Source organism: Scytonema hankhaensis NUACC26, from assembly GCF_045865695.1.
GTDB lineage: Bacteria > Cyanobacteriota > Cyanobacteriia > Cyanobacteriales > Nostocaceae > Scytonema.
On record NZ_BAACAP010000237.1, the window covers coordinates 1 to 25248 of the forward strand.

A 25248-nucleotide genomic window follows, 5' to 3' on the forward strand; every position below is an offset into this window, starting at 1 on the left:
AGCTTATTAACTGCCGATCGGGAAAGCCCCATTTTTCTTGCCGCCGCCGCAAATCCACCAGAAGTGACTACTTGAGTGAAGGCACAGATACTATCAAACTTATCCATAGCTGAGAGATTGTAGAAAAATTAGAGACAATCAGTTTCTAAAATAGTATATTGTCTTTTATTGAGAGGCAATTCATAATAATAGTGTTCCTGCAAAAGATTTACTCTCAGTGAATTAGGAGATATTAAAGATGACGCTCGTGCGACATACTCAAGAACGTGGTGCTGCTAACTTTGCATCAAGTATATGGATCTCTCAAACTTAGATAGTCTGCCGACTGCTTTACAAAGTGCAGCAACGTTCCAAAACCTAGTAGCCGGACAAGTGTTATTTCACGAAAGAGAGCCAGCACAAGCTATTTTCGCTGTTGCAGTCGGCAGATTTAGGCTCGTGCGTTATACGAGTGAAGGACAACTGGTAATTTTTCAGGTGGTCCGCGCTGCTGAGAGCTTTGGTGAGTCAGCACTTTTCTTGGATACCTACAACTGTAATGCAATAGCAGAGGTTCCATCGCGTGCGATCGCCTATCCCAAGCAGGTTTTACTCAGCGTCCTGCAAGAGCGACCAGATCTTGCCATCAGCTTTATGGAACGATTTGAGCGCAAAATCCAGTGGTTAAAAAGCCTCATAGAGCTGCGAAGCATCCGTTCCGCCCGCGAACGCATACTGCAATACTTACTGACTTTAGCTCGACCTAGTGCGACAACTTTAACCTTTGACCGACCGCTTAAGAATGTTGCGAGTGAACTGGGACTTAGCCCAGAGGTGCTATATCGAACCCTAGCCCAGATGGAAAGGGAAGGCATTCTTACTCGCGCTAGAGGACAGATTATACTCCGCACGCCGCCAACATGATTCAAATCATATGCTTGACGTAGCTTTCGGTGTATGTTCTATCTTAGAAAAATTAACAAGCAACGTATGACATTGTTGAAACATCCGATTGCACTCGTAGCCTTTCCTCGCTGAATGCTTTAGTTGCAACCTTGCACGTGAGCGCGATATTTTTCCCACACTGTTGTCGTTTTAACTTTAGTAACCAGGGAAGGTAACCATGAACGCCCCTTATGAGTATCGTCGGCTGTCCAAAGATGATGCAGCCATGCTTCTTGTGGATCATCAATCAGGACTCATTTCCCTAGTGCAGGATTATCCACCTGGTGAGTTTAAGAACAACATTCTCGCACTTGCCAATGTTGCGAAGTTTTTCAATCTTCCAACTGTTTTGACAACAAGCTTTGAGAATGGACCCAATGGACCGCTCGTACCAGAGTTAAAGGAAATATTTCCAGATACTCCGTATATTCCCCGCCCCGGACAAATCAACGCCTGGGATAATGAAGATTTTGTTAAAGCGGTTGAGAACACGGGTCGCAAACAACTGATTATTGCTGGGGTAGTCACCGATGTTTGTGTTGCCTTTGTTGCACTCTCAGCTTTAGAGGCAGGTTATGAGGTATTTGTAGTCACTGATGCTTCTGGTACTTTCAACGAGGAAGTTCGCTACGCTGCTTGGTCGCGCATGTCTAATGCTGGAGCTCAAATGATGAATTGGTTTAGTGTAGCTTGTGAGCTTCATCGTGACTGGCGTAATGACATTGAAGGATTGGGCAATCTTCTCTCCAATCATATTCCTGCCTACAGAAACTTGATTACCAGCTACCTTGCGATCGCCAAAAAGTGATACTAACGAAAATATGAGCAATTTTTCTCAAGCAAGCCGCAGGCGATTTTTGCAACTTGCAGCTGCGGCTGGAGCTTCTTCTTACCTTTTAGGAACCAACCGGACGGCTGCTAGTACAGCTGATAATAGCACAAACGCGGACGTTATTCTCTTGAATGGTCGAATCGCCACTCAAGATCGTCGTCGCTCCTTTGCCAATGCGGTTGCAATTAAGGATGGTCGGTTTTTGGTTGTAGGAACCCAAGCAGAGGTGATGGCAACAAAAGGCAAGAATACCCAAGTCATTGACCTGAAAAAACGGACTGTCATTCCTGGACTCAATGACTCTCATATCCATTTGATTCGCGGCGGACTCAACTATAATCTGGAATTGCGTTGGGATGGCGTACCAACTCTAGCTGATGGATTGCGAATGCTGCGAGAACAAGCTAGACGCACGCCACCAGGACAATGGGTACGTGTCGTCGGCGGCTGGAACGAATTTCAGTTTGCCGAACGGCGGCTGCCGACGCTGGATGAAATTAACCAAGTCGCTCCTAATACTCCAGTGTTTATCCTACACTTGTACGATCGCGCCTTTCTCAATCGTGCAGCACTACGGGCAGTGGGATACACCAAAAATACACCATTACCGCCTGGAGGGGAGATCCAGCGCGATGGCAATGGCAATCCTACCGGACTGTTGATTGCTAGACCCAACGCCACGATTCTTTACTCCACATTGGCGAAAGGACCGAAGTTGCCATACGAGTATCAGGTCAATTCTACCCGCCACTTCATGCGTGAATTGAATCGATTGGGTATTACCAGCGTAATTGATGCGGGTGGAGGTTATCAGAATTACCCAGACGATTATCAAGTGATTAACGAGTTGCACAAACGTGGAGAGTTAACTGTTCGCATTGCCTACAATTTATTTACGCAACGCCCCAAGCAGGAGTTAGAAGATTTTCGAGGTTGGGCGCGAATGGTGCGTCCAGGTCAAGGCGACGACTTTTACCGCCCTTCCGCCTCCACGCCACATACAATGAGTCAATTTCACGATTTTTACAAGTGTTTGAGAAAGTTAACCTTGAAGTGCCGTTTGATGGACTGCACTGGATGTTTGACCATGCTGAGACAATTAGCGCTCGCAACATCGAGCGAGTGAAAGCGTTAGGGGGTGGGATTGCGATTCAGCACCGCATGGCATACCAAGGAGAATACTTCATCGATCGCTACGGAACCAAGGCAGCAGAAGGGACGCCGCCGATAGCGCGGATGTTGTCCATAGGAGTCCCTGTTGGTGCGGGAACAGACGCAACGCGAGTGGCAAGTTACAATCCTTTCGTTGGTCTTTACTGGTTAGTCAGCGGCAAAACTGTTGGTGGTAAATTGCTCTACCCAAAGGGTAACCGGATGGAGCGAATGGAAGCATTGCGGCTCTACACTGTTGGCAGCAGTTGGTTTTCGTCAGAAGAGGGTAAAAAGGGAGCGATCTCTTCTGGACAATTGGCAGATTTGGCCGTGCTTTCAGACGATTATTTCTCCATACCCGAAGAACGGATTAAGAGTTTGACATCGGTACTAACAATAGTAGGAGGTAAAATCGTTTATGCGGCTGAAGAGTTTAGTAACCTAGCTCCACCGCCACTACCGATACTGCCAGAGTGGTCGCCAGTTGCCAAATACGGCGGCTATGCTCGTCAACCCGTCAATGCTGCAAATAGCACTTCGCTTGATGCACACAAACCATTACATCTCGGATGTTGTTTTCATCAGCCTCGTTGTAGATCGCTCAATCTCAATCAAGTCGGTGATTTATCGGCACTGTGGGGAGCAACGGGATGTGACTGTTTCGCATTTTGAGTCGGGTTGAATTTTTTTTATAGAGCAGCACGGCAAATTTTTACAGCACAAGGTGCGAGGGCTTTTACCTATTGCAGTCGATGAATTTGGCTTAGTGGTGGAAGAACTTGCCAATCACTCAAGCGAATGTATCAAACTTGTCCTGGTGACGCCGGTTATGCTGAACTGACGGAGCAGCAATTACAGGAAGGAATCCGTAGGTTGGCTCAAGCTCTACTGAAATAACGATCGAGAATACCTTACATTATTCAATGCAAAGATAATCGCGAACCAAATTTATCTTGCAATTATAACATAATAAAAAAATTCTAAAAATATCATGAGATACACAAAATTTATTTACATAAGTTTAAGATAGTTAACAGTGGTAAATACCTCTAAGAAAAGAGTTTACTACTAACTTAATAGACTCGTCTGGCATGGTGCTGCTATTTGGACAGGTGTGAAGTCCGATGTGAGTAAATCAATAACTACTAATCCCTAACCATTAAGGACAATACCATGCTTGCGTATCTTCCAATTTTGAATGACCACAATTTACCGTATCCCGATACGATGCATCCCATCGTTGTCCACTTCGTAATTGCGATGGTGTTGTTTGCCTTCATATGCGATGTCATTGGATACTTTACCCGCAACTACCGTCTTTTTGAGGTAAGTTGGTGGAATATGTTTTTCGCTACAATTTCTGTCTTTGTTGCTATCATTTTTGGTCAGTTTGAAGCAGGTTTAGCAGAACCTTATATTGCAGCGCGATCGGTCTTAAATATACATACCTTTATTGGTTGGTCGCTTTCTGGAATTCTTGCTGCTATTACAGCTTGGCGTTATGTTATTCGCGCTCGCACTCCACAAAAAGTGTCAATTTATTATTTAACAGCAGCTTTGCTGTTAACTATCTTAGTTAGCGTACAAGTATTTTTCGGAGATGAACTGGTGTGGGTTTATGGGCTACATACTGTACCAGTTGTTGAAGCCATGAAGGAGGGCTTATTGCAATGAATCCTGAAGTCATTGACCAATTAAAAACTCAACTTGGGGCAAATGGTTTACCTTATGCCATACCCATTCATCCAAACTTAGTTCATCTCACTCTGGGTTTGTTCATCCTTGGAGTAGCCTTTGATTTCATTGGCGTGTTGTTTCCTTTCCAAAAACCAATCTTCAAGTTCTTGGCAATTCCTGTCATCCGTTCCAACTTCTTTGATGCTGGTTGGTACAATATGCTGGCTTCAGCAGTCATCACATTTTTTACAGTTGCAGCAGGTTTTTATGAAATGATGCTGGCAGAACCAGCTACTGATGTGAAAAGTGCTTGGGGATTACAAGCAATAGACACCATGCTTTGGCATGGTATAGGTGGTGTTTTTCTTCTCTCACTCATTGTTGGTATGACTATTTGGAGAGGATATCAGCGCTTCGTTTGGCGTAAGGATAATAGTCAAGAAGTGCAATGGACATATATACTCTCTGGGCTGTTCCTCATGTCCATTATGTACGTTCACGGTACGCTAGGAGCACATCTAGCTGCTGAGTTTGGGGTACACAATACCGCCGATATGTTATTGCGATTGGGCAAAGACCCTAACTTACTTCTCAAGTAATAGATGTTGGTTAGTAGTTAGTAGTTATTAGTTAGTGGAAACATCAACAACTAACAACTAACAACTAACAACTAACAACTAACAATCAACAGTTTTGTCACCATGAAAACCCGAAATATATTGATTTTGAGTGCGTGTGCTCTCGTCTTAACTGCTGCTAGTCTTTGGATAGGACAACAAGCATATTCCTGGCTACCCCCCCAAGGCGCGGCTGAATCGCGACTCTTTGATGAATTATTTAGCTTCTTGGTAACATTAGGAGCATTTATTTTCCTTGGAGTCACAGGTACGCTGATGTATTCAGTTGTTTTCCATAGAGCCGGGAAGTATGATACAAGCGACGGTCCCGATATTGAAGGAAATGTACCGTTGGAAGTTGTTTGGACGGTAATTCCTGTCTTGCTAGTCATTTGGATTGCTGGATACAGCTATAAAATTTACGAACAAATGGGAATTCAAGGACCCATGGAAGCAGTTCACGTGCATATGCCAATGGGGATAGAATCAGCATATGCTGCACCACTCAACAAGGACGCAAAAAATACAAATGCGGTACCAGTTGAAGACATTGAAGTCGATGCTAAACAGTGGGCTTGGGTTTTCCGGTATCCAGAAACAGGCGTCACGAGTACCGAACTGCACTTACCCGTAAATCATCGCATACGTTTAGCAATGCGATCGCAAGATGTTCTCCACGGCTTTTATATTCCTGCTTTTCGAGTCAAGCAAGATATTATTCCCCAACGCAAAATAGATTTTGAATTTACACCCATCCGTCCTGGTAAATACAGCTTGACCGATTCCGAATTTAGCGGTACATACTTTGCAACTATGCAAGCAAATGTCGTGGTTGAATCTTCCGAAGACTACAAAAAGTGGCTTGCTTCTTCAGCAATGCACAAGCCATCTCCGGCAAAAAACCAAGCAGCATTTGAGTATGCTCAAGCACTAAAAGAGCCAGTGAAAGCGGGTTGGGAAACAATAGCTCCTGCACAACCCCCTCTAGTTAATTACAGTGACCAGTGACCGTAGGTTGGGTTGAGGAACGAAACCCAACATAACAGTGACCAATGACAAAGGACAAATAACAAATGACAAATATTTCTGTAAACGATATTAGCGTAACTGGTGAGATTTCTCACCATGAAGCTGCTGCATCAGATTGGAAGCGATATTTTAGCTTTAGTACTGACCATAAAGTCATTGGAATTCAGTACATTGTCACAGCCTTCTTCCTCTTTTTGATAGGTGGCATATTTGCAATGGTCATTCGTGGGGAATTAATTACCCCAGAATCAGACCTTATTGACCGGACTGTTTATAACGCCATGTTTACCATGCACGGTACAGTCATGCTGTTTGGTTGGACATTTCCAGTTTTAGCAGGTTTTGCTAACTATCTTGTTCCTTTGATGATTGGGGCGCAAGATATGGCGTTTCCAAGACTAAATGCTGTTGCCTTTTGGATGGTACCAGTGGCTGCTATTCTCTTAATGTTGAGTTTTTTAGTACCAGGTGGACCCGCGCAAGCAGGTTGGTGGTCTTATCCTCCTATCAGTTTGCAAAACCCAACTGGTCATCTCATCAATGGTGAATTTATCTGGTTGTTAGCAGTAGCCGTGTCAGGTGTGTCCTCAATTATGGGGGCAGTTAACTTTGTCACTACAATTTTTAAGATGCGGGCACCAGGGATGACATTTTTCCGCATGCCTATTTTTGTTTGGACTGTATTAAGCGCTCAGATTATCCAACTCTTTGGATTGCCTGTATTGACAGCAGGTGCAGTCATGCTTTTATTTGACTTAACAGTTGGAACGAGCTTTTTCAATCCAGTTAAAGGAGGAGATCCAGTTCTTTTCCAACACTTCTTCTGGTTTTACTCCCATCCTGCTGTTTACGTCATCATCCTGCCAGTTTTTGGTATTTTTTCAGAAATCTTTGCAACTTTTTCTCGCAAACCCTTATTTGGTTATAGAGTTGTAGCTATTTCATCCCTTGTTATCGCTGGAGTTAGCGGTATAGTTTGGGTACACCATTTGTTTGTTAGTGGAACTCCTGCTTGGATGAGGTTGTTTTTCATGTTGACAACAATGTTTGTGTCTGTACCAACTGGTGTTAAAGTGTTCGCCTGGACTGCAACAATTTGGGGCGGTAAACTCCGGTTCGATACACCAATGCTGTTTGCGTTTGGTGCATTGATATTGTTTGTTTTTGCTGGTATCACTGGCATTACCCTTTCTTCAGTTCCAATTGACGTGCATGTTAACAATACGTACTATGTGGTAGGTCATTTCCATTACGTCTTGTACGGCACGGTAACTATGGGATTATATGCAGCTATTTACTATTGGTTCCCGAAAATGACCGGACGTATGTATTATGAAGGCTGGGGTAAGCTTCACTTCTGGCTTGCCTTCATTGGAACCAATCTTAACTTTTTCCCCATGCATCCATTAGGATTGCAAGGAATGTTACGTCGAGTTTCTTCTTATGCTCCAGAGTATCAGATGTGGAATGAAATTGCGAGTCTTGGAGCTTTTCTTTTAGGTATGTCTACTTTACCCTTCATTATCAATATGATAGCGGCTTGGATGCACGGTCCAAAAGCGCCTAATAATCCTTGGCGAGCAATTGGATTAGAGTGGTTAGTGTCTTCACCACCTCCTGTAGAGAATTTTGAAGAACTTCCAGTTGTGGTGTCAGGACCCTACGGCTACGGCAAATCTGAACCATTAGTTGCGAATCGCTAATTGTTACACCGTTTCTTTATGAAGTTGCAATGTAATTTCCCCCCCGGCTAACGCCGTCCCCCCTTAGCAAGGGGGGACTACAGGGGGGTCTTATATGACGGCTCTAACCACTCACCACTAAACTTTGAAGGAGAGTTGATTAAATGGACAGTTCTATCGTTGCAGAAAAGTTACATCATGCCGCGCACGGGCATATTCACGATGAAGAAGGCAACAAAATGTTTGGCTTCATTGTGTTTTTGATCTCAGAGACTTTTATTTTCCTCAGTTTTTTTGCCGGATATGCTATTTACAAAACAACTGCCATAGAATGGTTACCTCCTGGTGTATCGGGGTTAGAAATTAAAGAACCTGCAATTAACACAGTTGTTCTTGTTTCTAGTAGCTTTGTCATTTACTTGGCAGAACGCGCTCTTCAACGTCACGATCTCACAAAATTTCGCCTGTTTCTTTTGCTAACGATCGCAATGGGAACTTACTTTCTTATAGGACAAGCGATTGAATGGAGTCATCTCTCCTTTGGTTTTACGACAGGAGTTTTTGGTGGAATGTTCTACCTCTTAACTGGCTTCCACGGTTTGCATGTTTTCACTGGCATTCTGTTACAATTGATTGTTTTTGGTCGCTCTTTTCTTCCAGGTAACTACGATTCAGGACATTTTGGTGTCAATGCCACTTCATTATTTTGGCACTTTGTTGATGTCATTTGGATTGTTTTGTTTATTCTTATTTACCTCTGGCAATAATTTTGTTAACTTGGGCGGCTGCAAGATACCTGACTTTTTCAGAAAGTCGGGTATCTGAGCAAACTTATCTCTCCAAATTAATGCAGTCGAGTTTGTAAAATCTTCTCATTTAAAGAAGAACTTGAAGAAAATTTACTGATAGATTTCTCTTCGATTTTTACTAATACATGAATTCACTTATTCTTCAAGAAAACTTAACAAAAATCAAGAGCGATCGCTAACACCGATAGTAAATGACATAAATTGGGTAATATCTACTTAAACTATGACCAAGGGTGCATTATGACTGTAAAAAAGCCATATAGAGGACAAGATAGGAGGGAAGGTGGAAAGCGCTTTCTTCCCGAACAGCTATTAACAGCAAAAGAGGTAGCAACATTTGTAGAACAATTTCAATCAGTTCCTACAGACAAGGAAAAACTGTTGGTTGTCTCCTCATTTCTAGATGCTGTAGCCAATGATTATTTAAATAGTCCAGAACACCAACAGTGTGGAGAAGCAACACACAAGGCTTTTTCTCGTCTTGCGTATCTTATTAAGGAGAATGAATCTTAAAATGTTCTCGAGCTACTCCCTTCCCGTCAGATGATTACCTAAACAAGTAGGTAGGGCATAGCCCTACCTACTTGTACTTTATAAATCAAATAGGATTGCTATAGATGAACCCATTTAGAGTGCTTCTGGATCGATCTCAACGCAAACAGTAAGTGTTTCCGTTCTATCTAGCTTAGGAATAGGGTGTTGGGTGGGCATTACCCGCCTAATCAGAAAAACACTATGTCAAAGGAGATGCGTAAAAAGTTCATGTAAATTCTGTAAGGCTCAGACCTACGGGTATTGTACCCAGGATTAATGCATGGTAAAACGAAATTTAACCGTTATACAAATTAAGATTTGAATTAAATGCTTTTGAGTGAAACAAAAATGGTTAGACGGCATAGTCGCCAAGCATTGGCTCATGAAAACACCATCCTGGCTGCAAAAAACTTTTTGGCAGAAATGGAAAACGGTGCCACACTCGAACAACTAGAGTTTATCGCTAGTGCCGCTGGTGACATTGCCCTTTTCTGGCACTTGATTGGCAATCCTGATGAGATTCCTTTATATGACTTACAGGGTTAACCGAATTATATTCTCATTATCATGCTGACAATAGATATCTTTCCTTGTTTCTTACTGTTTGAATTTAACATATAACTTTTTTGCGTTTGGATCGTGGAAAGACGCGCTATAGCGCGTCTTCAGATATTTAACTTACAGCAGTTTTCACCTAAATGAACCACACTATGCTCTTGTGGTACGGGAGTCCTCGCCCGTACCACAATCAAGTGGTCTATTTACCTGAAAATGGCTGTAACTACTAAAATGTGAAAGTAGTACGAAGTACGCCTACAGTTGTTGTATCGTTTCGACTATCGCCTTCCGGATTAAACAGAACAAACGCACCTGGGGTAATGCTAATATTGTCACTAACTTTGAAGCGGTAATATGCTTCTAAATGATAAGGAACAGCACGATCTACATCATTTGTAGTGGTAAGCCTAGCATCACCATCAGCAGAGGTCCGATAAAGTGGCTGTCCAAAAATAATCCCTGCATTATTCCCTTTGCCAAATAAATCGCTAAAGTGAACCCCCGCCATCCAACTTGTGAAAGTGGTGGAAGCATCCACACGACCAGAAGAATCGTCAACAAATATGGCTGCACCATACCCAGAAAAAGCAAGTTTTGGGGACAACCGCCAAGTGACCGTACCACCTACAGAGTTCAGTTTGACTGGTATTCCTAAAGGAACATTAGCCAAAGCACCAATATCACTACTAGTCAAGCCCGTACCCAAGATATTGATTTCGTGATAACTGTTGGCATAGTTTAGAGCAAAATCAAGGGAACTACTTGGTCTAAAAGTCAATTGTGCCGCCACAACACTACTGCCTCCAAACACTCCTGCACCCAAGGGCGTGCCAGAAACTCCTGGCAAAATATCCGCAGCCGAACGAGGAATGTTAGCGTTTACACTACCGTACAAAGCTCTTAAATCCAACTGCTTTGAAAGGTTAAAAATAAATCCAGCTGCTGATGCTAAACCAGAACCAGAAGTTCCACCAGAAACACGTACTACAGGATTCAAGCTTGCAAAGCGGGAAATTGCCTCTTGCCCTTCACCGTAAAAAGGTGTAACTGTAGGAAATGCATCTGATACTTCTGCTGCAGGACCGGCAAACAAAGTTAATTGTTTGGCGACAGGAAAGATATAAAGCAGTTTGTAAAGCTCAATATCGTTGGTACCAGTAGGGGTTAACGTCTTAACATCAACACCGGGAAACTGAGGTTCAAAACTTGTACGTGCGCTACTAGCACTCAGTAGATTTGAACTCAAGCCCAAAGATTGTTGAAGGCTACCACTACCAGTTACACCACCTAAGAAGTTATAAGCTTGCAAACCAGTAATCAATAAGTCTTTGCCCGTGAAACTGGTGTTGAGGTTTAACCGCACTCTATTAACCAGTATAATATTAGGGTCGTCTCTGCCAGGAGCACCTCCTGTCGCACCAATCCCTGCAACAATAGCCTCACCATTGAGTTTCGTTGTTGTAGAAAACTGATTTGCTTCCAATTCAGCAGCACGAGCTTCTACAGCATCTACCCGACCTCGCAGCGTTGCCAGTTCCGCAGCAAATTCTTCTTGTAATTTCTGCAAAGTCACTAAATCTTCTTTTCTGACCAAATCAGCAGTTGCTGTAGCAATCAGTTCATTGACTCGATCCAAGCAAGCATTCAAACCAGCCGCAAATTCATAACGAGTCAAAGCACGGTTACCCCGATAAGTGCCATTTGGATAACCAGCAATACAACCATAGCGCTCAACTAAAGACTGTAATGCTTGAAATGCCCAGTCTGTAGGACTCACATCAGACAGCTGAGATACGGATGTAACTTGTGCAGTACTAGACCCCTGAGAAGATTTTGAGACGGGTACAACTGAAGAACTAGGAGCAATGGTCTGCCCTAAATTTTTACTTTCTTGCTGCTGATTGACAACAGGCAAATTTTGTTGTTGAGATAAAATAAATTCTGCCTGAGTGACGTTGGATATAATATTTTCATTAACAAAATCGCTTGCGTTAAATGTGCGACTCCTGTTAATATACTCTAATTTCTCTGTATCTATCAAAGGCTGTTTGTCGTCAGCTATTTTATAACTAACCGTAGCTTGTACGGGTAAAACTTTAGCGAACAGACACAAAAAAGTCACTCCACTACCGCAAACTAGCAAGTATTTTTTCATCAGAACTCCTCACAGTTACAGTTAAAACTTAACTGTAATTTTTACAAACAATTAATCATTTAAACTTATTGAGTATATTACAATAGAAAGTGACTAAAATTACTTCATTTTTCTTATCAACTGTATAAAAAAAAAGAAATCTCTAAACTAAAGTTCACTGCGACGTACTAGTTCATTTTGGCATTTCCTTTAAATAGAGAAATCATTAAGTACAGTTTTTTCAGGTAAATGAAGTACATAGGTAGGGGCGCAAAGCATTGCGCCCTTACAACAATCTGTACCTCATTTAGTTGCAATCTGCTGTATATTTCAACAAACATCTAGGGTGAGATGCGATATCGGTCTCTGGGATAAAGAGTTGCTTGCCTTATATTAGGAAGATTCAAAATTCGTGAAGTCAGTCTTTCCAAACCAATAGCCAATCCACCATGAGGTGGCATTCCCATGTCAAACATCTGTAAATGATTTTCAAAAGATATGGGATCGATCGCACGCTTGTGGAGTGCTTGTTCTAAATCCTCGCGTTTGTGAAGTCTTTGCCCTCCAGTTGTAATTTCAATACCCTCAAATAGAAGGTCAAAGCTTTGTGATGCATCATTATTCCCTCTAGGGTAAGTATAAAATGGACGGGCTGACAGTGGAAATCCAATCACAAAAAGAGCGCTTATGTCAGTTTCAGATTCCGCAAGTTGGCAAAGTTGGCGTTCAGCTTCCGGGTCTAAATCGTCTACAAGGTCAGTGCGATCGCAAGATTTCTTCAGTCTCTCAAGACATTCTTGAAATTCCCAAATAGGGACATTTATTATGTTTGGCAAAGGCTTAGTGCGATATCTTGCGATAATATCCGCGTAATTCTCATTCAGCATCTCAAAAATGTACGTCAAGAGTTCTTTCTCCAATTGAATAACCTCTTCAGGTTGCTCAATGAAGCCTAGTTCAAGATCTAAAGAATAATATTCTGTGAGATGACGGCTACTTGCGTGGGGTTCAGCACGGTAAACATGACCTGTTTCAAAGACTCTTTCCAACCCGGCTACTCCTTGCTCTTTATAGAATTGGGGGCTTTGAGCTAGATAAGCAGAGCGTTCAAAATATTTAATTTCAAATAAATTCGTCCCTCCCTCTGTCCCACTAGAGACTATTTTAGAAGTGACAATTTCTGTGAAGTGCTTTTCCCACAAAAATTGACGAAAATAATGCAGAATTGCTGCTTGTATCTTAAAAATATCGCCAACGCTAGGATTGCGGAGCGATAGGGGGCGATAAGCTAAAACAGTGTCGATACCGATTTCAGAAATGTCTGAGGAACAATTAAAGGGAAGAAGATGAGAAACTCGATTTAAAACACGTATATCAGTGACTTCTATCTCGAAGCCGCTACGAGAACGAGAATCCGGTTTGACCCAGCCTTTAATTTCTAATGGTTCATCCAGTTTTAATAAGAGCGATCGCGTGTTTGTTGGATCGGCGACACACTGAATTTCACCGCTACAGTCCTTAAGAACAATAAATGTTGTTTTCGCAAGTTCCCGAAGACGGTATATCCATCCCCGAATTAAAACCTGTTCTGACAGTGATGGGTGAAGAGAAGCAATAAGTACCCGTTCAGTATTTACCATATGCTATAGTCCGCAAGAAACTACAAATGACCATCAAATGAGGTTTGTATTGTTTAATTGCTGGAACCATATCAAAGGCGGTACCATCCAGCTTCCACAAACTCAATTTTTTAGCTTTTCAGCACAAGAGCGTGGCACTTAATTGCTGCAGTGTCGTTGCAGTGACGTTTTGCCCTACTAATGCCTATCCCAATTAGTGTTTCATAAATTGGAGATTTCCTGTTCGAGCAAACCTCTCAGACGGGTCTGTCGTCTTCGGTCGAGTTGGATGAATTTTAGCAAATTTTTTTGCTATGTGCTGCTGTTCATATTCCGAAATTAAATTAATTATGTTTGTATTATAATTGTAGCACAAAGCCGCCGGAAGAGGTTTATCGCAGATGGCAGCAGTAGAATTAAAAAATTTACGCAAAACCTTTACCCTAACTCGTGGTTGGGGACTTAACAAAGTTCGTAAGGAGATTATTGCAGTCGATGATATCAGTTTAAGCGTTCCTGTAGGTCAAGCGATCGCATTCATTGGTCCCAATGGCGCGGGAAAATCCACCACCATCAAGATGTTGACGGGTATTTTACGCCCTACATCTGGAACAGCAAGATTGTTAGGTCTCAACCCTTGGCGCAATCGCCGCGAACTTGCTTATCAGATAGGGGTAGTCTTTGGACAGCGATCGCAATTATGGTATCACCTTCCGCCCCGCGACACTCTGGAGTTATTAGCAAGAATTTATAATATAGATCGCCACGAGTACATAAAACGTCGAGACGTACTCGTTCAACGTTTTGACCTGTCGCCATTTTGGAACATCCCAGTACGCAAACTCTCATTAGGTCAGAGGATGCGAGCAGAAGTTGCCGCTAGCTTACTTCACTCACCACGATTGTTGTTCCTTGACGAACCTACCATTGGTCTTGATGTCATAGCGCGTCAGGAATTGCGGGATTTGATCCGCGAGTGGAACCGCAATGAAGGTTTAACCGTATTCCTCACCAGTCACGATACAGGTGACATTGAACGAGTTGCACAACGAGTTGTCGTTATCAACCACGGGCGAGTCGTACTAGATGATGACGTGACAGCTATGCGCCGTCAGTACCTTGAGTCCAAAATTCTCAGCGTGAGATTTCATAACTCAATACCCGATCTAACTCTACCAGGAATCACCCTCATTCAAAAAAGTGAGTATGCCCTCAAGCTAGAAGTTAACACCCGTATCATCCCAATAGAAACAGTAATGAGCCAAATTCTGCAAGCAGGCTCCGTAGCCGATATTGCGATTGAAGACCCTCCTTTAGAAGAAGCGATCGCTCATATTTACGCTCAAGAATTTTAGTAGGTTGGGTTGAGGAACGAAACCCAACATTTAATCGAGTTGCTTCATAAAAGACCAATGACCAATGACAAAATACATATGGATTTGCTTAACAGCAGCGCGTTCCAACCTTGCCTACATCGGAGAAGTCGCATCAAGAGGAATTTTCCTCTTTGTCATACTCTATATTTTCCTGCAATTATGGCGCGTAACTTATGCAGAAACAAACGCCGAACAATTAGGAGGATTAACACTCTCTCAGATGATATGGTACTTAGGTATCACTGAATCTATTGTGCTTTCAAATCCACCAATTGCTCAAGAAGTAGACCATGACGTTAGGACAGGAGCGCTAGCAGTACAACTGATACGTCCCGTATCTTACCCTTTATATCGCTTATGGACAGCTTTGGGCGATCGCATCGTCCGCTTTAGTTTGAATATAACGGTAACAGTAGGTCTCGTACTGTTATTTGTCGGATTAATTCCCATAAGTTTCACAAGTTTACTGTTATTTCTAATAGCACTACCATTAGCATTTGTCTTAGATTTCTTGGGAGTTTTTTTAGTTGGCTTAGCAGCTTTTTGGCTAGAAAATACTTCAGGGCTAATGCTGATTTACGGTCGAATCATGATGATTTTAGGTGGTATGCTTCTGCCCCTAGATTTATTACCTGATGAATGGCAACCACTATTAAAAGCTCTACCTTTTGCCAGTATTTTATACGGTCCCGCTCGTTTATTTGTAAATCCTGACTTAGCTTTTGCTAGTGAACTATTCCTCAAACAAGGTATAGCCATAGGTGTACTAAGTTTCTTCGTAGCTTGTGTATATAGCACGGCAGTAAAACGCATCCATGCCAATGGAGGATGATTTTATATTTTCAATATTTAACCGCAGATGCACGCGGACGAACGCGGATGTTTATTTCTTCTATCAGCGTGCATCTGCTACAGGCTGCGGTTCCAAAAATTAAAAACGTGAGGCGAGATGTTATCAAATATACTTTCCTACTTACAATTAGCAGTAGCATATGTTCGCCTAAACCTAAATGCCCATTTAGAGTACCGTGGGGCATTTATTACCCAAGTTGGAGCAATGATTTTGAATAACACCATATGGATAGTATTTTGGTGCTTATTCTTCACTCGGTTTCCAGTACTACGAGGTTGGACAATACAAGATGTAATCACACTTTGGGCAATAACATCAGCAGGTTTTGGTTTAGCCCATGCTATTTATGGCAATGCTTGGTCGCTCACTAATTTGATTGTCCTTGGACAATTGGATGTGTGGATGTCATATCCCCGTACTCTTTTACCACATTTGCTCTTAGGTCAGATGAACGCTACATCTTGGGGAGATTTATTATTTGGGTATGGAGTGTATGTATTTTTTGTCAAGCCAGATATCGTACATTTTGGAACGTTTGCTGTCCTGACAATTTCAACAGCAGCATTGTTTGTAGGTTTTAGTGTTCTGACAGGAAGCCTAAGTTTTTATTTAGGTAATTCTGAAGGGCTGACCCAACAATGGAGAAATTCTTTGATTACCTTCAGTACTTACCCACCAACTCTATTCGAGGGCTGGGTCAAAGTACTACTGTATACTTTGATTCCTGCTGGTTTTGTTAGTTATTTACCTGTTGCAGCTTTGCAGAAAGTTTCTCTGATACAGACTTTACTAGCAGTCTTCGGCTCTAGTTTAGTCTTATTTATAGGAGTAGGTGTATTTTATTACGGAGTACGGCGCTACTCTTCTGGAAATTTAATGGATATGCGTGGTTAAACATTTCCAAGAAGTCAACTTTTGTGGAACGGGCGTCCCGCCCGTCCCTTGTTTAAGCAAATTTTTAACAAAGGTTACAAAGTCTTTTGGACAATTCTCGCGCTTTATGAGGTATGGGAAGAATTATTAACCGCAGCCTGTAGCAGATGCACGCAGATGAAATAGAATAGTTCTATTAATGAGGTATCTGGTTTGCGTTCATGCTATTGATTCGAGGAGTTGTTCGAGACGATTTAGACTCTCGTTCAACCCTGTCTCCATTCCTGATTGGAGATGTCCGTCTCGCTGCTCAACTGACGAATGCAGAATGAGAATTTGTAGTGTTGTTTTCCCATCTTGCTCTGTAAGGGTTAGCGTGTTCAGATGGTCGCTGTTGGGAACGGGTTCGTAACGTTCGGTAGCTACTAACCGTTCTGGTGATACGATCTCGCGATATTCGCCTGAAAACCCGTGGTCAACACCATTGCTAGAATCATGCAGGACATACCGCCATTGACCGCCTACACGCAGATCGATTTCGCAAACAGTCATGGTCGTGTTTGTACAACCTCCAAACCAGCGTTTGACGTGCTCTGGTTGAGTCCATGCCTTGAAGACGAGCTGGCGCGGAGCATTGAAGACACGAGTGATGAGGAGCTCGCGATCTGATGGTAAGGTCACCGCGAAACCATTTTGCTGATGTTTGATTTGCTTTGCTAGGAATTCGTCGAGGCAATCGAGGGTAGAATTCCACCCATCAACAACTCCCATTTCTTCGTGCTTGCGGCGATCGCTAGCCGATGCGTGGAGTATCTGGAGAGTGAGTTTAGTCTGACCGTCTAACTCTTCAAATATGGCTGTTGTCACAATTCCTTGTGGCAAGTCCATATTCATAACTTGTTCAAAGCCTTCGTCGAATTCATCGCTCGCGACAATTCTTTCTGGAGCCACGATTTCGCGGAAAACACCTTTGGTGGGGTACTCCTTGCCATCTGGGCCAACCATAACATAGCGCCATTGACCACCCGGACGAAAATCCATTTCAGTTACGCGGGTTGTAAAGCCTTTCGGTCCCCACCACTGCTCGATATGTTTTGGCTCTGTCCATACCTTAAACACGAGTTCTCGTGGAGCCTTAAACATACGAACGATTTTAATTTCGCGTTCAGTTTCACTGGAGTCATTTTGTTTCAACATTTTGTTTCTCCTTAAAGATGAAACGATGGCAGATTATGTTTCGCGATCGGATTTCTTTTCCTCTGCTTGCAATTCTTGTAAATACTCGTCAAGGCGATCTAAATTCTGTTCCCAGAACTGGCGATATCCATCGATCCAATCTGCTGCATCCTTGAGCGGTTCTGCCTCTAACCTACAGGGTCGCCACTGAGCGTCTCGAGTGCGTACAATCAATCCGGCACGCTCTAGCACTTTGAGATGTTTAGAAATAGCAGGTAAGCTCATCTCAAACGGTTTAGCTAGTTCAGTCACCGATGTTTCCCCCTTAGCAAGAAGAGCCAAGATGGCACGCCGAGTGGGATCGGCAAGGGCGGCAAAGGTGACGCTCAATTGGTCAGTGGACATTTAGGATAGAGATATTTAAACACTTGGTTAATTAACTACTAGGTTAAATGTACTAGTAAAAAATGTCAAGGGTTAATTTGTCATTGGTCAATTGTCATTGGTCATTGGTTATTGGCTTGCAACGAGAGTCATACTTTCCTAAGCTAAGAAAAAAGTTTTTACCAAAATTGCTTGACTTAGAGCGCACTCTAAGATCTAAGGTGGAGTTAAGTTTCTGAAGGTGAGTCTTATGCAGACCCTGACTTTGAATCACTTATTGTGGAAGCAAGAGATATGGAAACGTCTTTGCTCAATCTTTCACGAATTGCCGCTGCTGGGGCTGGACCTAACGTGTCTCGCATTCCCATATTATACAAGCTTCCCGAGCAAAGTACTTTGTTGCCGCTACTCAACAAGGTTAATCTGGCTATTAACGTTATGCAAACTGTACAAGCATCTGCCGATTTGATTGCCAGTGGTAAAACAGGTATAGCAAAAGCAAAGACTGGCATCAAGAGCGCTAGTAGATAATAAGTTTACCTTCTGGATATTTTCCCTCCCAACCACAAGGGAAATGTCCCAATCGATACCACTTCATCAAATCAGTAAAAAAAGTTTGTGTGCTAACATTTGCAATTCAACGTTTGGGTATTCAACCTCATCAAAAGAATTTGCTAGTGCGAATGACTCTTCAAAGCCTCCATACTTCCATCACAAATCAAAAAGCGAATATCTTGCAGGAATTAGTTTACCAAAACATTCACCAGGGATTACCAATTATGTTGTAAATTCACTTACTCTTGTGGAACGGGCGTCCCGCCCGTCCAAGAATTACTGAAGCACTAATGTAGAATCAGCGGTCCGTCCAAACTCTTCTGGCTGATATTGGAGGTACACCTGCGCCCCAGGATAGAGAAATGTACCAGGTGTCACAGAACGCACTAAGTAATGAAGCTGATAAACACCTGGTTCCAAACTATCTGCATATGCTACCACGCGATCGCGATGAATAGTCTTGAACCCAAGTTGCCAATCATCAGCTTTGGCTTGTAATGCAGATGTAGCCGTTTGAAAACTCTCATCCACTGCTTCAAAACCTGCTGGTAAGGGGTCAGTTATTGCCAAATGATTCACAGCCCGATCTGTAATGATCTCCAACCCAATATCAAAGACTTGACCAGTCGGGACAGTCAATGGTTTATCCCTATCATACAATCCTACTTTTTGCAAGACTTTATCTTGATTCACGGGACGAATTTCCCTAGTCACCCGCAAACCATTAAACCTTCCTGCTTGATTTCCTTGCAAGCGATAGCGATAAGCAACCAAATAGTGCAATGTTCCTTGTCCAGATTTTTTCAGTTGTAAATCGTGACGCCCGCGAGGTAACTCAGCCATTGGAACTTTCACAGCCAAACTCGGATTGCGGTAACCTGCAAATTTTTGTTGTCCCAATTTCTTACCTGCTAATTGCACTGTAGCAACAAAATTGGGCGGTGTTGGTTGCAGTTGACTGTACTCCACCAAAGCTGTCAGCGCTTGAGCATTGTCATACTGAGTTTGCCATGTCCCATTGCGACGTAACGCCAACAAACTTTGTAATAATTTAGCGATCGCATCTGGTTTATACTGCTGAGCAATAAACAACCGCAAAGCTTGTGCTTGTATAGCCGTTGGTGAATTCATCCATCCCCAGGAACGAGGTAAACTGATAACGGCTGCACGACTTGTATAGTAAACATTCTGTTGCAACTTGCTCAACAGTTGTTCGGATTCTTTCTGCCATTCTGGAAATTGAGATAAATACCTTGTCAGCTTCATTTGAGTCGATAAATCAAAAGCGTTGTGCTGACGATAAATATCAGCGAGGAAAGTATTGCGCTTATCTCCTAATTCTGCCAAAGCCATCAAAGCATTGAGTTGCAACTGACTTTTACACGGTTGTTTTTTGCAAAAATCATACTGTCCTGGGTTTGCCAGAATTTTCTGTAAATAACTCTTGAGACGAGACACCATTTTTGAATCTACCAAACTTGGGAAAGCTTTATCTGCTTTTGCAAGAGATTCAGCAGCATAGGAAGAAACCCAAGGGTCAGATTTTTTTTCTCCTGGGAAAGCAGCAAAGCCACCATCTGCAAGTTGGAGTGTTTGCAATCTCTCAAGCGCTTGGGAAGCTCGTTTGTTAGGATTAAACTCAGCAAATGTCTGACTGTATTTCTCAGACAAAGTTTGTAAACCAGCAGCAATTAAAAGTTGACTCGCGGTTGGTTCTGCAAAAGGAAAGTCATCATTTTCCCAAACTTGCTGTGTTGGTGCTTTAATTTCTGGGATGAGAGTACTCGCTATCTCGATATCTAAACCGCCTCCATCAGGAAAAGTCTTTTTCTCAATATTAAGAGGAATCTTCACCTCATTCTTCCGAGATGGAATTACACCCGTTTCTACCACTTGTTCCGTCATTTCTAACGGCTGAATCGCCAGAGGAACTTCAAAAGCATCTGCTGATGTCCCATTGAGTTGAGTGTTAAAGCGAACTTTACCTTCTCCCACTCCACTTGCAACCATGGGAAAGCGATAAGCACGGGTAGTAGCATCACTTTGGGTTTGCAAAGCAGTTGATGTGGGGTTATTTTCAGCAAAGCGAACTGTACCGCCGACTTCACCATTAATATTTAAGGTTCCTTTCATCCCAGTATTGTTAGTCACTGATAAACCAGCTTGAAAGCGATCGCCAGGACGAGCAAACTGTGGCAGTATTGCATTAGTGACTAATGGCTTTGTAGTAACAAACGTTGCTTCTGAATTACCAAAACGGAGATTTTCGTCAGTCGCCACAACCATGACTCGCCATGTCGTCAAGTTATCTGGTACTTTGAAGGTGACTTGTGCTTGACCGTTGGAATCAGCGATCGCAGATCCATTATAGTAAGCTAAAGCTTGAAAGTCCTTACGAATGCGCGTATTTGCTGCACTTGCTGATAAACCACCGCCATAACCCCAGCCTTTAGGTTCAGTTAATGTTTGTTGTGCGACCACCACATTTTGGCGGTTATCATTAAAGCGAGTCGATATCGGTTGTTCGGCATACACTGTAGTCACTAAATCCGGCGGACGATAACCAGAAAGCTGAAGTACTGCCTCATTCACCACCATAACAGTGAACTGACCTTTGATGGGATTTCCTCGATTATCTTTCAGTTCCAGTTTTACTGTTTGTTCTCTACCAGGTTCGAGAGATGCCTGTACTGGAGTTGCTTGTACTTTTAAATACTTATCATCCAAGTTAACTTTAAAAGGAGCAAAACCAATCCTAGCTAAATTATTGAGACTTCCTGGTTCTACTTGGTTAAGCGGCTTACCCTGTCGTACCAATATAGCTTCGATAGCTGCATTGGGTAACATTTCTGGCGTGACTTGAAATTGAATTTGTGGTGCGCCTCCTTTAACTTTGGTAATTTGCTGATAGAGAGGCTTATCTTTAATGACAGCAAAATACAATTCTCCTTCTGAATAAGGAGACTGAATCAGTGCAGTCGCCATTTCACCTAATTTAAAAGTTGTTTTATCCAGTTTAATTTCCAGCAGATCTTTTTCTCTATTCCCCCAAAATACTGGATTATCTCCTGTCACCCAAATTTGGATATCCGTTGCGCTGACATCATTTTTTGCATCGCTAAAATTTGCTCTAATGCGATAAGAACCAGATTCATTCGGTTTTAGCGTTACGGATAGTGGTTTGTTTGTTGATGTAATTTCTGCTTTTTCTACTGTCTTATATTCAACTTGATTTTTCCCTGTCGCACTTCCTTCTACTAATTGAGTCACGCTGCTATACTTCATTTGTTGAAGTTCCAAAACTACACGTTGACCTTCTCGTGGTTTTCCAGTATAGTCAGTCACAATAACTTCAAAAGGAAAATCCTTACCAGCTTCACCAACAAAATTGCTTTTTAACCCGATGAGTTGACGGCTTGGTAATGCTGTAAATGTTTTGGAATTTGCCACTGATAGATTGGAAACATCTGACACTTGTACATCCACCCGGTAGATCGTTGGATAAGGCAAATCTTTTGCTGTCACCGTTTGACTGCTTTTTCCGTTAGGATCGAGTGTTGTATTTGTTTGCAAAACATCGCTAGATAAAGAAGGAGGTTCCTCTGGCCAAAACCACTGTCTGCCAAAAGTAAATTCTTCCCAACCTTTAGGCACAAAATTTGTTTGCTGACGAGTGACAAAATATTTTGCTTGTCCTCCTTCTACAGGAGAACCGAATAAATATTGACTTGTAGATTGAGCTTCTACTGTATCATCAAGAAAAGCAAATTCTTTATCTAAATTCAGGTCTACTTTGAAATTAGGCGGATTGAACTCGGCAACGCGAAACTCTCCAGAAATTTCTTGTTCGTTTTTTCCTTTGGCTTGGATTGTATAGTAGCCCAAGCGTTGAGTTTTTGCGATCGCTAACTCTAGAGAAAATGTACCAAACTCATTTGTAGTTTTGGTTCCTAAATTTGTCTTTTTTCCATCAGGGTCTATAAGAGTTAATTGGTAAACAGCATTTTTATCTTGTTTGATTTCGCCATTTTGTACGTAATTAGCAAAACCAGTCAACCAAGCCTTTTCTCCAGGTTGATATAACTGTCTATCGGAAAAGATAATGCCACGAGATAAAACTTTGCCATCCTCCCAACTTGCATCAATTCCGTAGCCATACGCACCGCTATATTCTTCAGTACGAGCAAAAGCCCAATCTCGATTTTCTCGTGCAATAACGAGTAATAAAGGTTCTTTAGTAGAACTCTGAGAATTGGCAAAACATTCACGTAAATTCTCGCGGGTAAGACGCAAAGTTCCATTTTCATCAGTTTTTCTAGACGCACAAGGTACGGGTTGAGGGCGAGATTTTGCTTCTAACTTTGATTGATAAATTTCTACATCAGATGCTTTTACAGATGAGCCATCAGAAAGATGATGAACGCGAATTAAACCAGACTCTGGAAACCACTGTGTAAAAACACCCAAATTAGTCATTTGAACCATACCATAAGTCGTAGGTTCTCGCCAAAGTTCCTTGCCATTTTCCTTATACGTATTTGTGCGTGCTTGTACCCCATAAGCTAATATTCCCGTAGCAGTACCCAGTTTTTCTCGTATAGGAATATTCACTTCCAAGGACTGATTTTTTTGACTTGATACCTTAAAGCTTTTCCATTCAGAGAGTTTAGGTAATAGATCGTTACCTTCACCTTTAGGATAAGCCGAATTAAAATAAACCAAATCGGTTGGTTGAACAACTCGATATGCTGCTTTATAATTAGAGTCTGGCAGATTAATTGTAGAAATATTTAGTTGTAAATTCTTACCTGAAGGAAAAATATTTAAACCGTCAGGAACCCATAAATCTCCTGCTAAATCTCCTGTTTCATACTTCACTGTAACAGGCTTACCTAGAGTTTGCCCAAATTTATCTTTAATATTTTCACCAAGAGTTATGGTATAAGTTGTTGAAGGTGTGAAAGCATAAGGATTGATATTAATAACTTTTTCTTGGTCGTTAGCTTGGATGAGTCGAGGAATAGCTTTTGGTGCGGGATTAATTTTAATATTTTCAATAACTGAACTTGCTGCTAATCCATTATTAAATACAAGTTGGGGAGCACCTCGAACAAATCTACCATAAGTTCCGCCAGCATCTGGTTGACCGTAAAACTGAATTCCCTTAAATTCTAAGGGAGAATAAGTTGATATCTTGCTTGCAAATGCTTGTTCGCTTGGTAAATTGCCATAAGCAGGAAGTAAACCTGGAGAAAATTCCAGACGATAATTAGTTGCTTTTTGTAAACTTTCTTGAGGAATAAAATTATAAATCCATTGACGAGATGAAGGGTCAAATTTTTCTAAGGGGTCTTGAGGTTCTGAGAGTTTTTCTTCTTTCGCCAATTCTACTTTAAAACGTACATTCTTATTTTTGCCATCTACAAGAAGTTGTAAATGGTCTCGCACAGAAGCTAAATTTAATTCCGTATTAGAAGTGAATTGTAATTTCTGTTGTACATCTATTGGTTCGATTTCATCCTTTTCAATCGGATTTTTACCAGGTAACCTGATGAGTTTGATAAGTTGGGTATTGAAAGTCCAAGACAAATCTTTACTGAGATAGTGTTTTTTTAAATCTACCAAACCTGCTTTGAGTGTCACTTGAAATCGTGTTGCTTTTGGAAGTGCTTCTTCAAGTTGAAATCCCACCATGCGTGGTGTCAAAAATCGAAAATGACCGGGTATGGATGGTACGATTTCAAACTTTTGTAATAAACCTTGTTGTTCTGGGCTGTCAAGACTCTCAATTGGAATTAAAGCCTCTTTAAACCGGATGCGGATTTGGTTAAGAGGTTCGCTATCAGATAATGGGCTTATCTGTTCTATCCAATCTGGTAACTGTGGTGGGTTGAGTGCGAAAACTGCAGGAAGCTTCTCTTTTCTTGGGGTGATGTCGATTAAGCCACACCCTACTATTCCTACTATAAGTGTTAGAGTAAGCAGAAAGTAGAGCAAAATTCTTTGGAACATACAGTGAGTGGTTAGTTAGTTGTTAGTTATTAGTAGGGGCGCAAGGCATTGCGCCCGTACAATAAGAAGAAATTAACCGCAGATGGACGCAGATAAATTTGTACCTTAGCAGATTAGGAAATGGTATGAGTAGTCATCGAATAGTTACTTATTAACAATAATGAAAATCAGTACATTAGGTAGATTTAAAAAATTTCAAAAATGAAATAGGATTCCTATAGATAACTGATTTTCTCCGTTGTTTCCATAAAATTAATACAATTCTTAATTAATTTTTAGATAGTAGAAAGTTTTCGTATCTAAGTAATTAGGTGGAAATAAACCGAATCATAATTATAAAATGAAAATCGATCTAAAAACTTTACCAACAACGAATGACTAATGACGCATGATTAATGACGATTAGGAGGCAATTATGTTCCAAACACCGTTAAGAAGGCGAATGCTGATTT

At 41.8% G+C, this 25248-nt stretch carries 21 protein-coding genes; 16 read left to right on the forward strand and 5 right to left on the reverse strand.

Annotated features, from left to right (window positions below; genetic code table 11):
- The first annotated feature begins 294 nt into the window (after positions 1 to 294).
- The 11 genes from ACKTT2_RS38310 to ACKTT2_RS38360 all read left to right on the forward strand — a co-directional run bounded on the left by ACKTT2_RS38310 (position 295) and on the right by ACKTT2_RS38360 (position 9802).
- The gene (locus ACKTT2_RS38310; protein ID WP_407896312.1) at positions 295 to 903 is read left to right on the forward strand and encodes a Crp/Fnr family transcriptional regulator; all 609 of its coding nucleotides are present in this window, start codon (positions 295 to 297) and stop codon (positions 901 to 903) included.
- Between the two features lie 199 nt (positions 904 to 1102).
- Positions 1103 to 1732: an isochorismate family cysteine hydrolase YcaC gene (gene ycaC / locus ACKTT2_RS38315; protein ID WP_407896314.1), complete on the forward strand. Its 630-nt coding sequence runs from the start codon at positions 1103 to 1105 to the stop codon at positions 1730 to 1732.
- 13 nt (positions 1733 to 1745) lie between these two features.
- Entirely contained in the window at positions 1746 to 2882 is a 1137-nt protein-coding gene (locus ACKTT2_RS38320) for an amidohydrolase family protein (protein WP_407896316.1), read from the forward strand.
- Positions 2786 to 3580, forward strand: coding sequence for an amidohydrolase family protein (locus tag ACKTT2_RS38325; RefSeq protein ID WP_407896318.1), 795 nt, complete (start codon positions 2786 to 2788; stop codon positions 3578 to 3580). Before ACKTT2_RS38320 ends, ACKTT2_RS38325 begins: the two co-directional genes overlap by 97 nt.
- 501 nt (positions 3581 to 4081) lie before the next feature.
- Positions 4082 to 4582, forward strand: a complete 501-nt coding sequence (locus tag ACKTT2_RS38330; protein ID WP_407896321.1) for a DUF2231 domain-containing protein — start codon at positions 4082 to 4084, stop codon at positions 4580 to 4582.
- A complete protein-coding gene (locus ACKTT2_RS38335) occupies positions 4579 to 5184 on the forward strand; it encodes a DUF2231 domain-containing protein (RefSeq protein WP_407896323.1) in 606 nt (201 codons plus the stop codon). Before ACKTT2_RS38330 ends, ACKTT2_RS38335 begins: the two co-directional genes overlap by 4 nt.
- Before the next feature lie 102 nt (positions 5185 to 5286).
- Complete coding sequence (locus ACKTT2_RS38340) at positions 5287 to 6210, forward strand: cytochrome c oxidase subunit II (protein WP_407896325.1); 924 nt, start codon at positions 5287 to 5289, stop codon at positions 6208 to 6210.
- 65 nt (positions 6211 to 6275) lie between these two features.
- On the forward strand, positions 6276 to 7934 hold the full coding sequence (ctaD, locus tag ACKTT2_RS38345; RefSeq protein WP_407896327.1) for a cytochrome c oxidase subunit I: 1659 nt from the start codon (positions 6276 to 6278) through the stop codon (positions 7932 to 7934).
- A gap of 143 nt (positions 7935 to 8077) precedes the next feature.
- Positions 8078 to 8680, forward strand: coding sequence for a cytochrome c oxidase subunit 3 (locus ACKTT2_RS38350; protein ID WP_407896329.1), 603 nt, complete (start codon positions 8078 to 8080; stop codon positions 8678 to 8680).
- A gap of 282 nt (positions 8681 to 8962) precedes the next feature.
- On the forward strand, positions 8963 to 9235 hold the full coding sequence (locus ACKTT2_RS38355) for a hypothetical protein (RefSeq protein ID WP_407896331.1): 273 nt from the start codon (positions 8963 to 8965) through the stop codon (positions 9233 to 9235).
- 369 nt (positions 9236 to 9604) lie between these two features.
- The gene (locus ACKTT2_RS38360; protein WP_407896333.1) at positions 9605 to 9802 is read left to right on the forward strand and encodes a hypothetical protein; all 198 of its coding nucleotides are present in this window, start codon (positions 9605 to 9607) and stop codon (positions 9800 to 9802) included.
- A gap of 238 nt (positions 9803 to 10040) precedes the next feature.
- On the opposite strand, the gene ACKTT2_RS38365 is transcribed toward ACKTT2_RS38360, so the two are convergent.
- The gene (locus ACKTT2_RS38365) at positions 10041 to 11969 is read right to left on the reverse strand and encodes an iron uptake porin (RefSeq protein WP_407896335.1); all 1929 of its coding nucleotides are present in this window, start codon (positions 11967 to 11969) and stop codon (positions 10041 to 10043) included.
- 320 nt (positions 11970 to 12289) lie between these two features.
- Positions 12290 to 13588 (reverse strand): aspartate--tRNA(Asn) ligase, encoded by a 1299-nt coding sequence (gene aspS, locus ACKTT2_RS38370; RefSeq protein ID WP_407896337.1) that lies wholly within the window; start codon positions 13586 to 13588, stop codon positions 12290 to 12292.
- A gap of 380 nt (positions 13589 to 13968) precedes the next feature.
- Here aspS and ACKTT2_RS38375 point away from each other — a divergent pair, with 380 nt between their 5' ends.
- From ACKTT2_RS38375 to ACKTT2_RS38385, 3 genes are all read left to right on the forward strand, one after another.
- A complete protein-coding gene (locus ACKTT2_RS38375; protein WP_407896339.1) occupies positions 13969 to 14922 on the forward strand; it encodes an ABC transporter ATP-binding protein in 954 nt (317 codons plus the stop codon).
- 64 nt (positions 14923 to 14986) lie between these two features.
- Positions 14987 to 15775 (forward strand): ABC-2 family transporter protein, encoded by a 789-nt coding sequence (locus ACKTT2_RS38380; RefSeq protein WP_407896341.1) that lies wholly within the window; start codon positions 14987 to 14989, stop codon positions 15773 to 15775.
- Positions 15776 to 15892: 117 nt separating this feature from the next.
- Positions 15893 to 16690: an ABC transporter permease gene (locus ACKTT2_RS38385; protein WP_407896343.1), complete on the forward strand. Its 798-nt coding sequence runs from the start codon at positions 15893 to 15895 to the stop codon at positions 16688 to 16690.
- A gap of 198 nt (positions 16691 to 16888) precedes the next feature.
- Here the strand turns inward: ACKTT2_RS38385 and ACKTT2_RS38390 are convergent, their stop codons facing one another.
- Positions 16889 to 17866: an SRPBCC family protein gene (locus ACKTT2_RS38390; protein WP_407896345.1), complete on the reverse strand. Its 978-nt coding sequence runs from the start codon at positions 17864 to 17866 to the stop codon at positions 16889 to 16891.
- A 33-nt stretch (positions 17867 to 17899) separates the two neighbouring features.
- Positions 17900 to 18250 carry an ArsR/SmtB family transcription factor gene (locus ACKTT2_RS38395; protein WP_407896347.1) on the reverse strand — a complete coding sequence of 117 codons (351 nt, stop codon included), beginning with the start codon at positions 18248 to 18250 and terminating at the stop codon, positions 17900 to 17902.
- A gap of 273 nt (positions 18251 to 18523) precedes the next feature.
- On the opposite strand from ACKTT2_RS38395, the gene ACKTT2_RS38400 reads away from it, so the two are divergent.
- Both ACKTT2_RS38400 and ACKTT2_RS38405 read left to right on the forward strand, forming a co-directional pair.
- Complete coding sequence (locus ACKTT2_RS38400) at positions 18524 to 18760, forward strand: hypothetical protein (protein ID WP_407896349.1); 237 nt, start codon at positions 18524 to 18526, stop codon at positions 18758 to 18760.
- 89 nt (positions 18761 to 18849) lie between these two features.
- Positions 18850 to 19017: a hypothetical protein gene (locus tag ACKTT2_RS38405; RefSeq protein ID WP_407896351.1), complete on the forward strand. Its 168-nt coding sequence runs from the start codon at positions 18850 to 18852 to the stop codon at positions 19015 to 19017.
- Between the two features lie 43 nt (positions 19018 to 19060).
- Here ACKTT2_RS38405 and ACKTT2_RS38410 read toward each other — a convergent pair whose 3' ends face one another.
- Positions 19061 to 24796, reverse strand: a complete 5736-nt coding sequence (locus ACKTT2_RS38410; protein ID WP_407896353.1) for an alpha-2-macroglobulin family protein — start codon at positions 24794 to 24796, stop codon at positions 19061 to 19063.
- Positions 24797 to 25248 lie beyond the last annotated feature (452 nt).

What these genes read in the sequence shown, in the direction of transcription:
- ACKTT2_RS38380 (WP_407896341.1), top strand. Translation starts at nt 14,987, where the DNA reads ATGACAAAATACATATGGATTTGCTTAACAGCAGCGCGTTCCAACCTT.
- ctaD (WP_407896327.1), top strand. Translation starts at nt 6,276, where the DNA reads ATGACAAATATTTCTGTAAACGATATTAGCGTAACTGGTGAGATTTCT.
- ACKTT2_RS38330 (WP_407896321.1), top strand. Translation starts at nt 4,082, where the DNA reads ATGCTTGCGTATCTTCCAATTTTGAATGACCACAATTTACCGTATCCC.
- ACKTT2_RS38350 (WP_407896329.1), top strand. Translation starts at nt 8,078, where the DNA reads ATGGACAGTTCTATCGTTGCAGAAAAGTTACATCATGCCGCGCACGGG.
- ACKTT2_RS38385 (WP_407896343.1), top strand. Translation starts at nt 15,893, where the DNA reads ATGTTATCAAATATACTTTCCTACTTACAATTAGCAGTAGCATATGTT.
- ACKTT2_RS38335 (WP_407896323.1), top strand. Translation starts at nt 4,579, where the DNA reads ATGAATCCTGAAGTCATTGACCAATTAAAAACTCAACTTGGGGCAAAT.
- aspS (WP_407896337.1), bottom strand. Translation starts at nt 13,588, where the DNA reads ATGGTAAATACTGAACGGGTACTTATTGCTTCTCTTCACCCATCACTG.
- ACKTT2_RS38375 (WP_407896339.1), top strand. Translation starts at nt 13,969, where the DNA reads ATGGCAGCAGTAGAATTAAAAAATTTACGCAAAACCTTTACCCTAACT.
- ACKTT2_RS38365 (WP_407896335.1), bottom strand. Translation starts at nt 11,969, where the DNA reads ATGAAAAAATACTTGCTAGTTTGCGGTAGTGGAGTGACTTTTTTGTGT.
- ACKTT2_RS38410 (WP_407896353.1), bottom strand. Translation starts at nt 24,796, where the DNA reads ATGTTCCAAAGAATTTTGCTCTACTTTCTGCTTACTCTAACACTTATA.
- ACKTT2_RS38395 (WP_407896347.1), bottom strand. Translation starts at nt 18,250, where the DNA reads ATGTCCACTGACCAATTGAGCGTCACCTTTGCCGCCCTTGCCGATCCC.
- ACKTT2_RS38400 (WP_407896349.1), top strand. Translation starts at nt 18,524, where the DNA reads ATGGAAACGTCTTTGCTCAATCTTTCACGAATTGCCGCTGCTGGGGCT.
- ACKTT2_RS38310 (WP_407896312.1), top strand. Translation starts at nt 295, where the DNA reads ATGGATCTCTCAAACTTAGATAGTCTGCCGACTGCTTTACAAAGTGCA.
- ACKTT2_RS38320 (WP_407896316.1), top strand. Translation starts at nt 1,746, where the DNA reads ATGAGCAATTTTTCTCAAGCAAGCCGCAGGCGATTTTTGCAACTTGCA.
- ACKTT2_RS38360 (WP_407896333.1), top strand. Translation starts at nt 9,605, where the DNA reads ATGGTTAGACGGCATAGTCGCCAAGCATTGGCTCATGAAAACACCATC.
- ACKTT2_RS38390 (WP_407896345.1), bottom strand. Translation starts at nt 17,866, where the DNA reads ATGTTGAAACAAAATGACTCCAGTGAAACTGAACGCGAAATTAAAATC.
- ycaC (WP_407896314.1), top strand. Translation starts at nt 1,103, where the DNA reads ATGAACGCCCCTTATGAGTATCGTCGGCTGTCCAAAGATGATGCAGCC.
- ACKTT2_RS38355 (WP_407896331.1), top strand. Translation starts at nt 8,963, where the DNA reads ATGACTGTAAAAAAGCCATATAGAGGACAAGATAGGAGGGAAGGTGGA.
- ACKTT2_RS38340 (WP_407896325.1), top strand. Translation starts at nt 5,287, where the DNA reads ATGAAAACCCGAAATATATTGATTTTGAGTGCGTGTGCTCTCGTCTTA.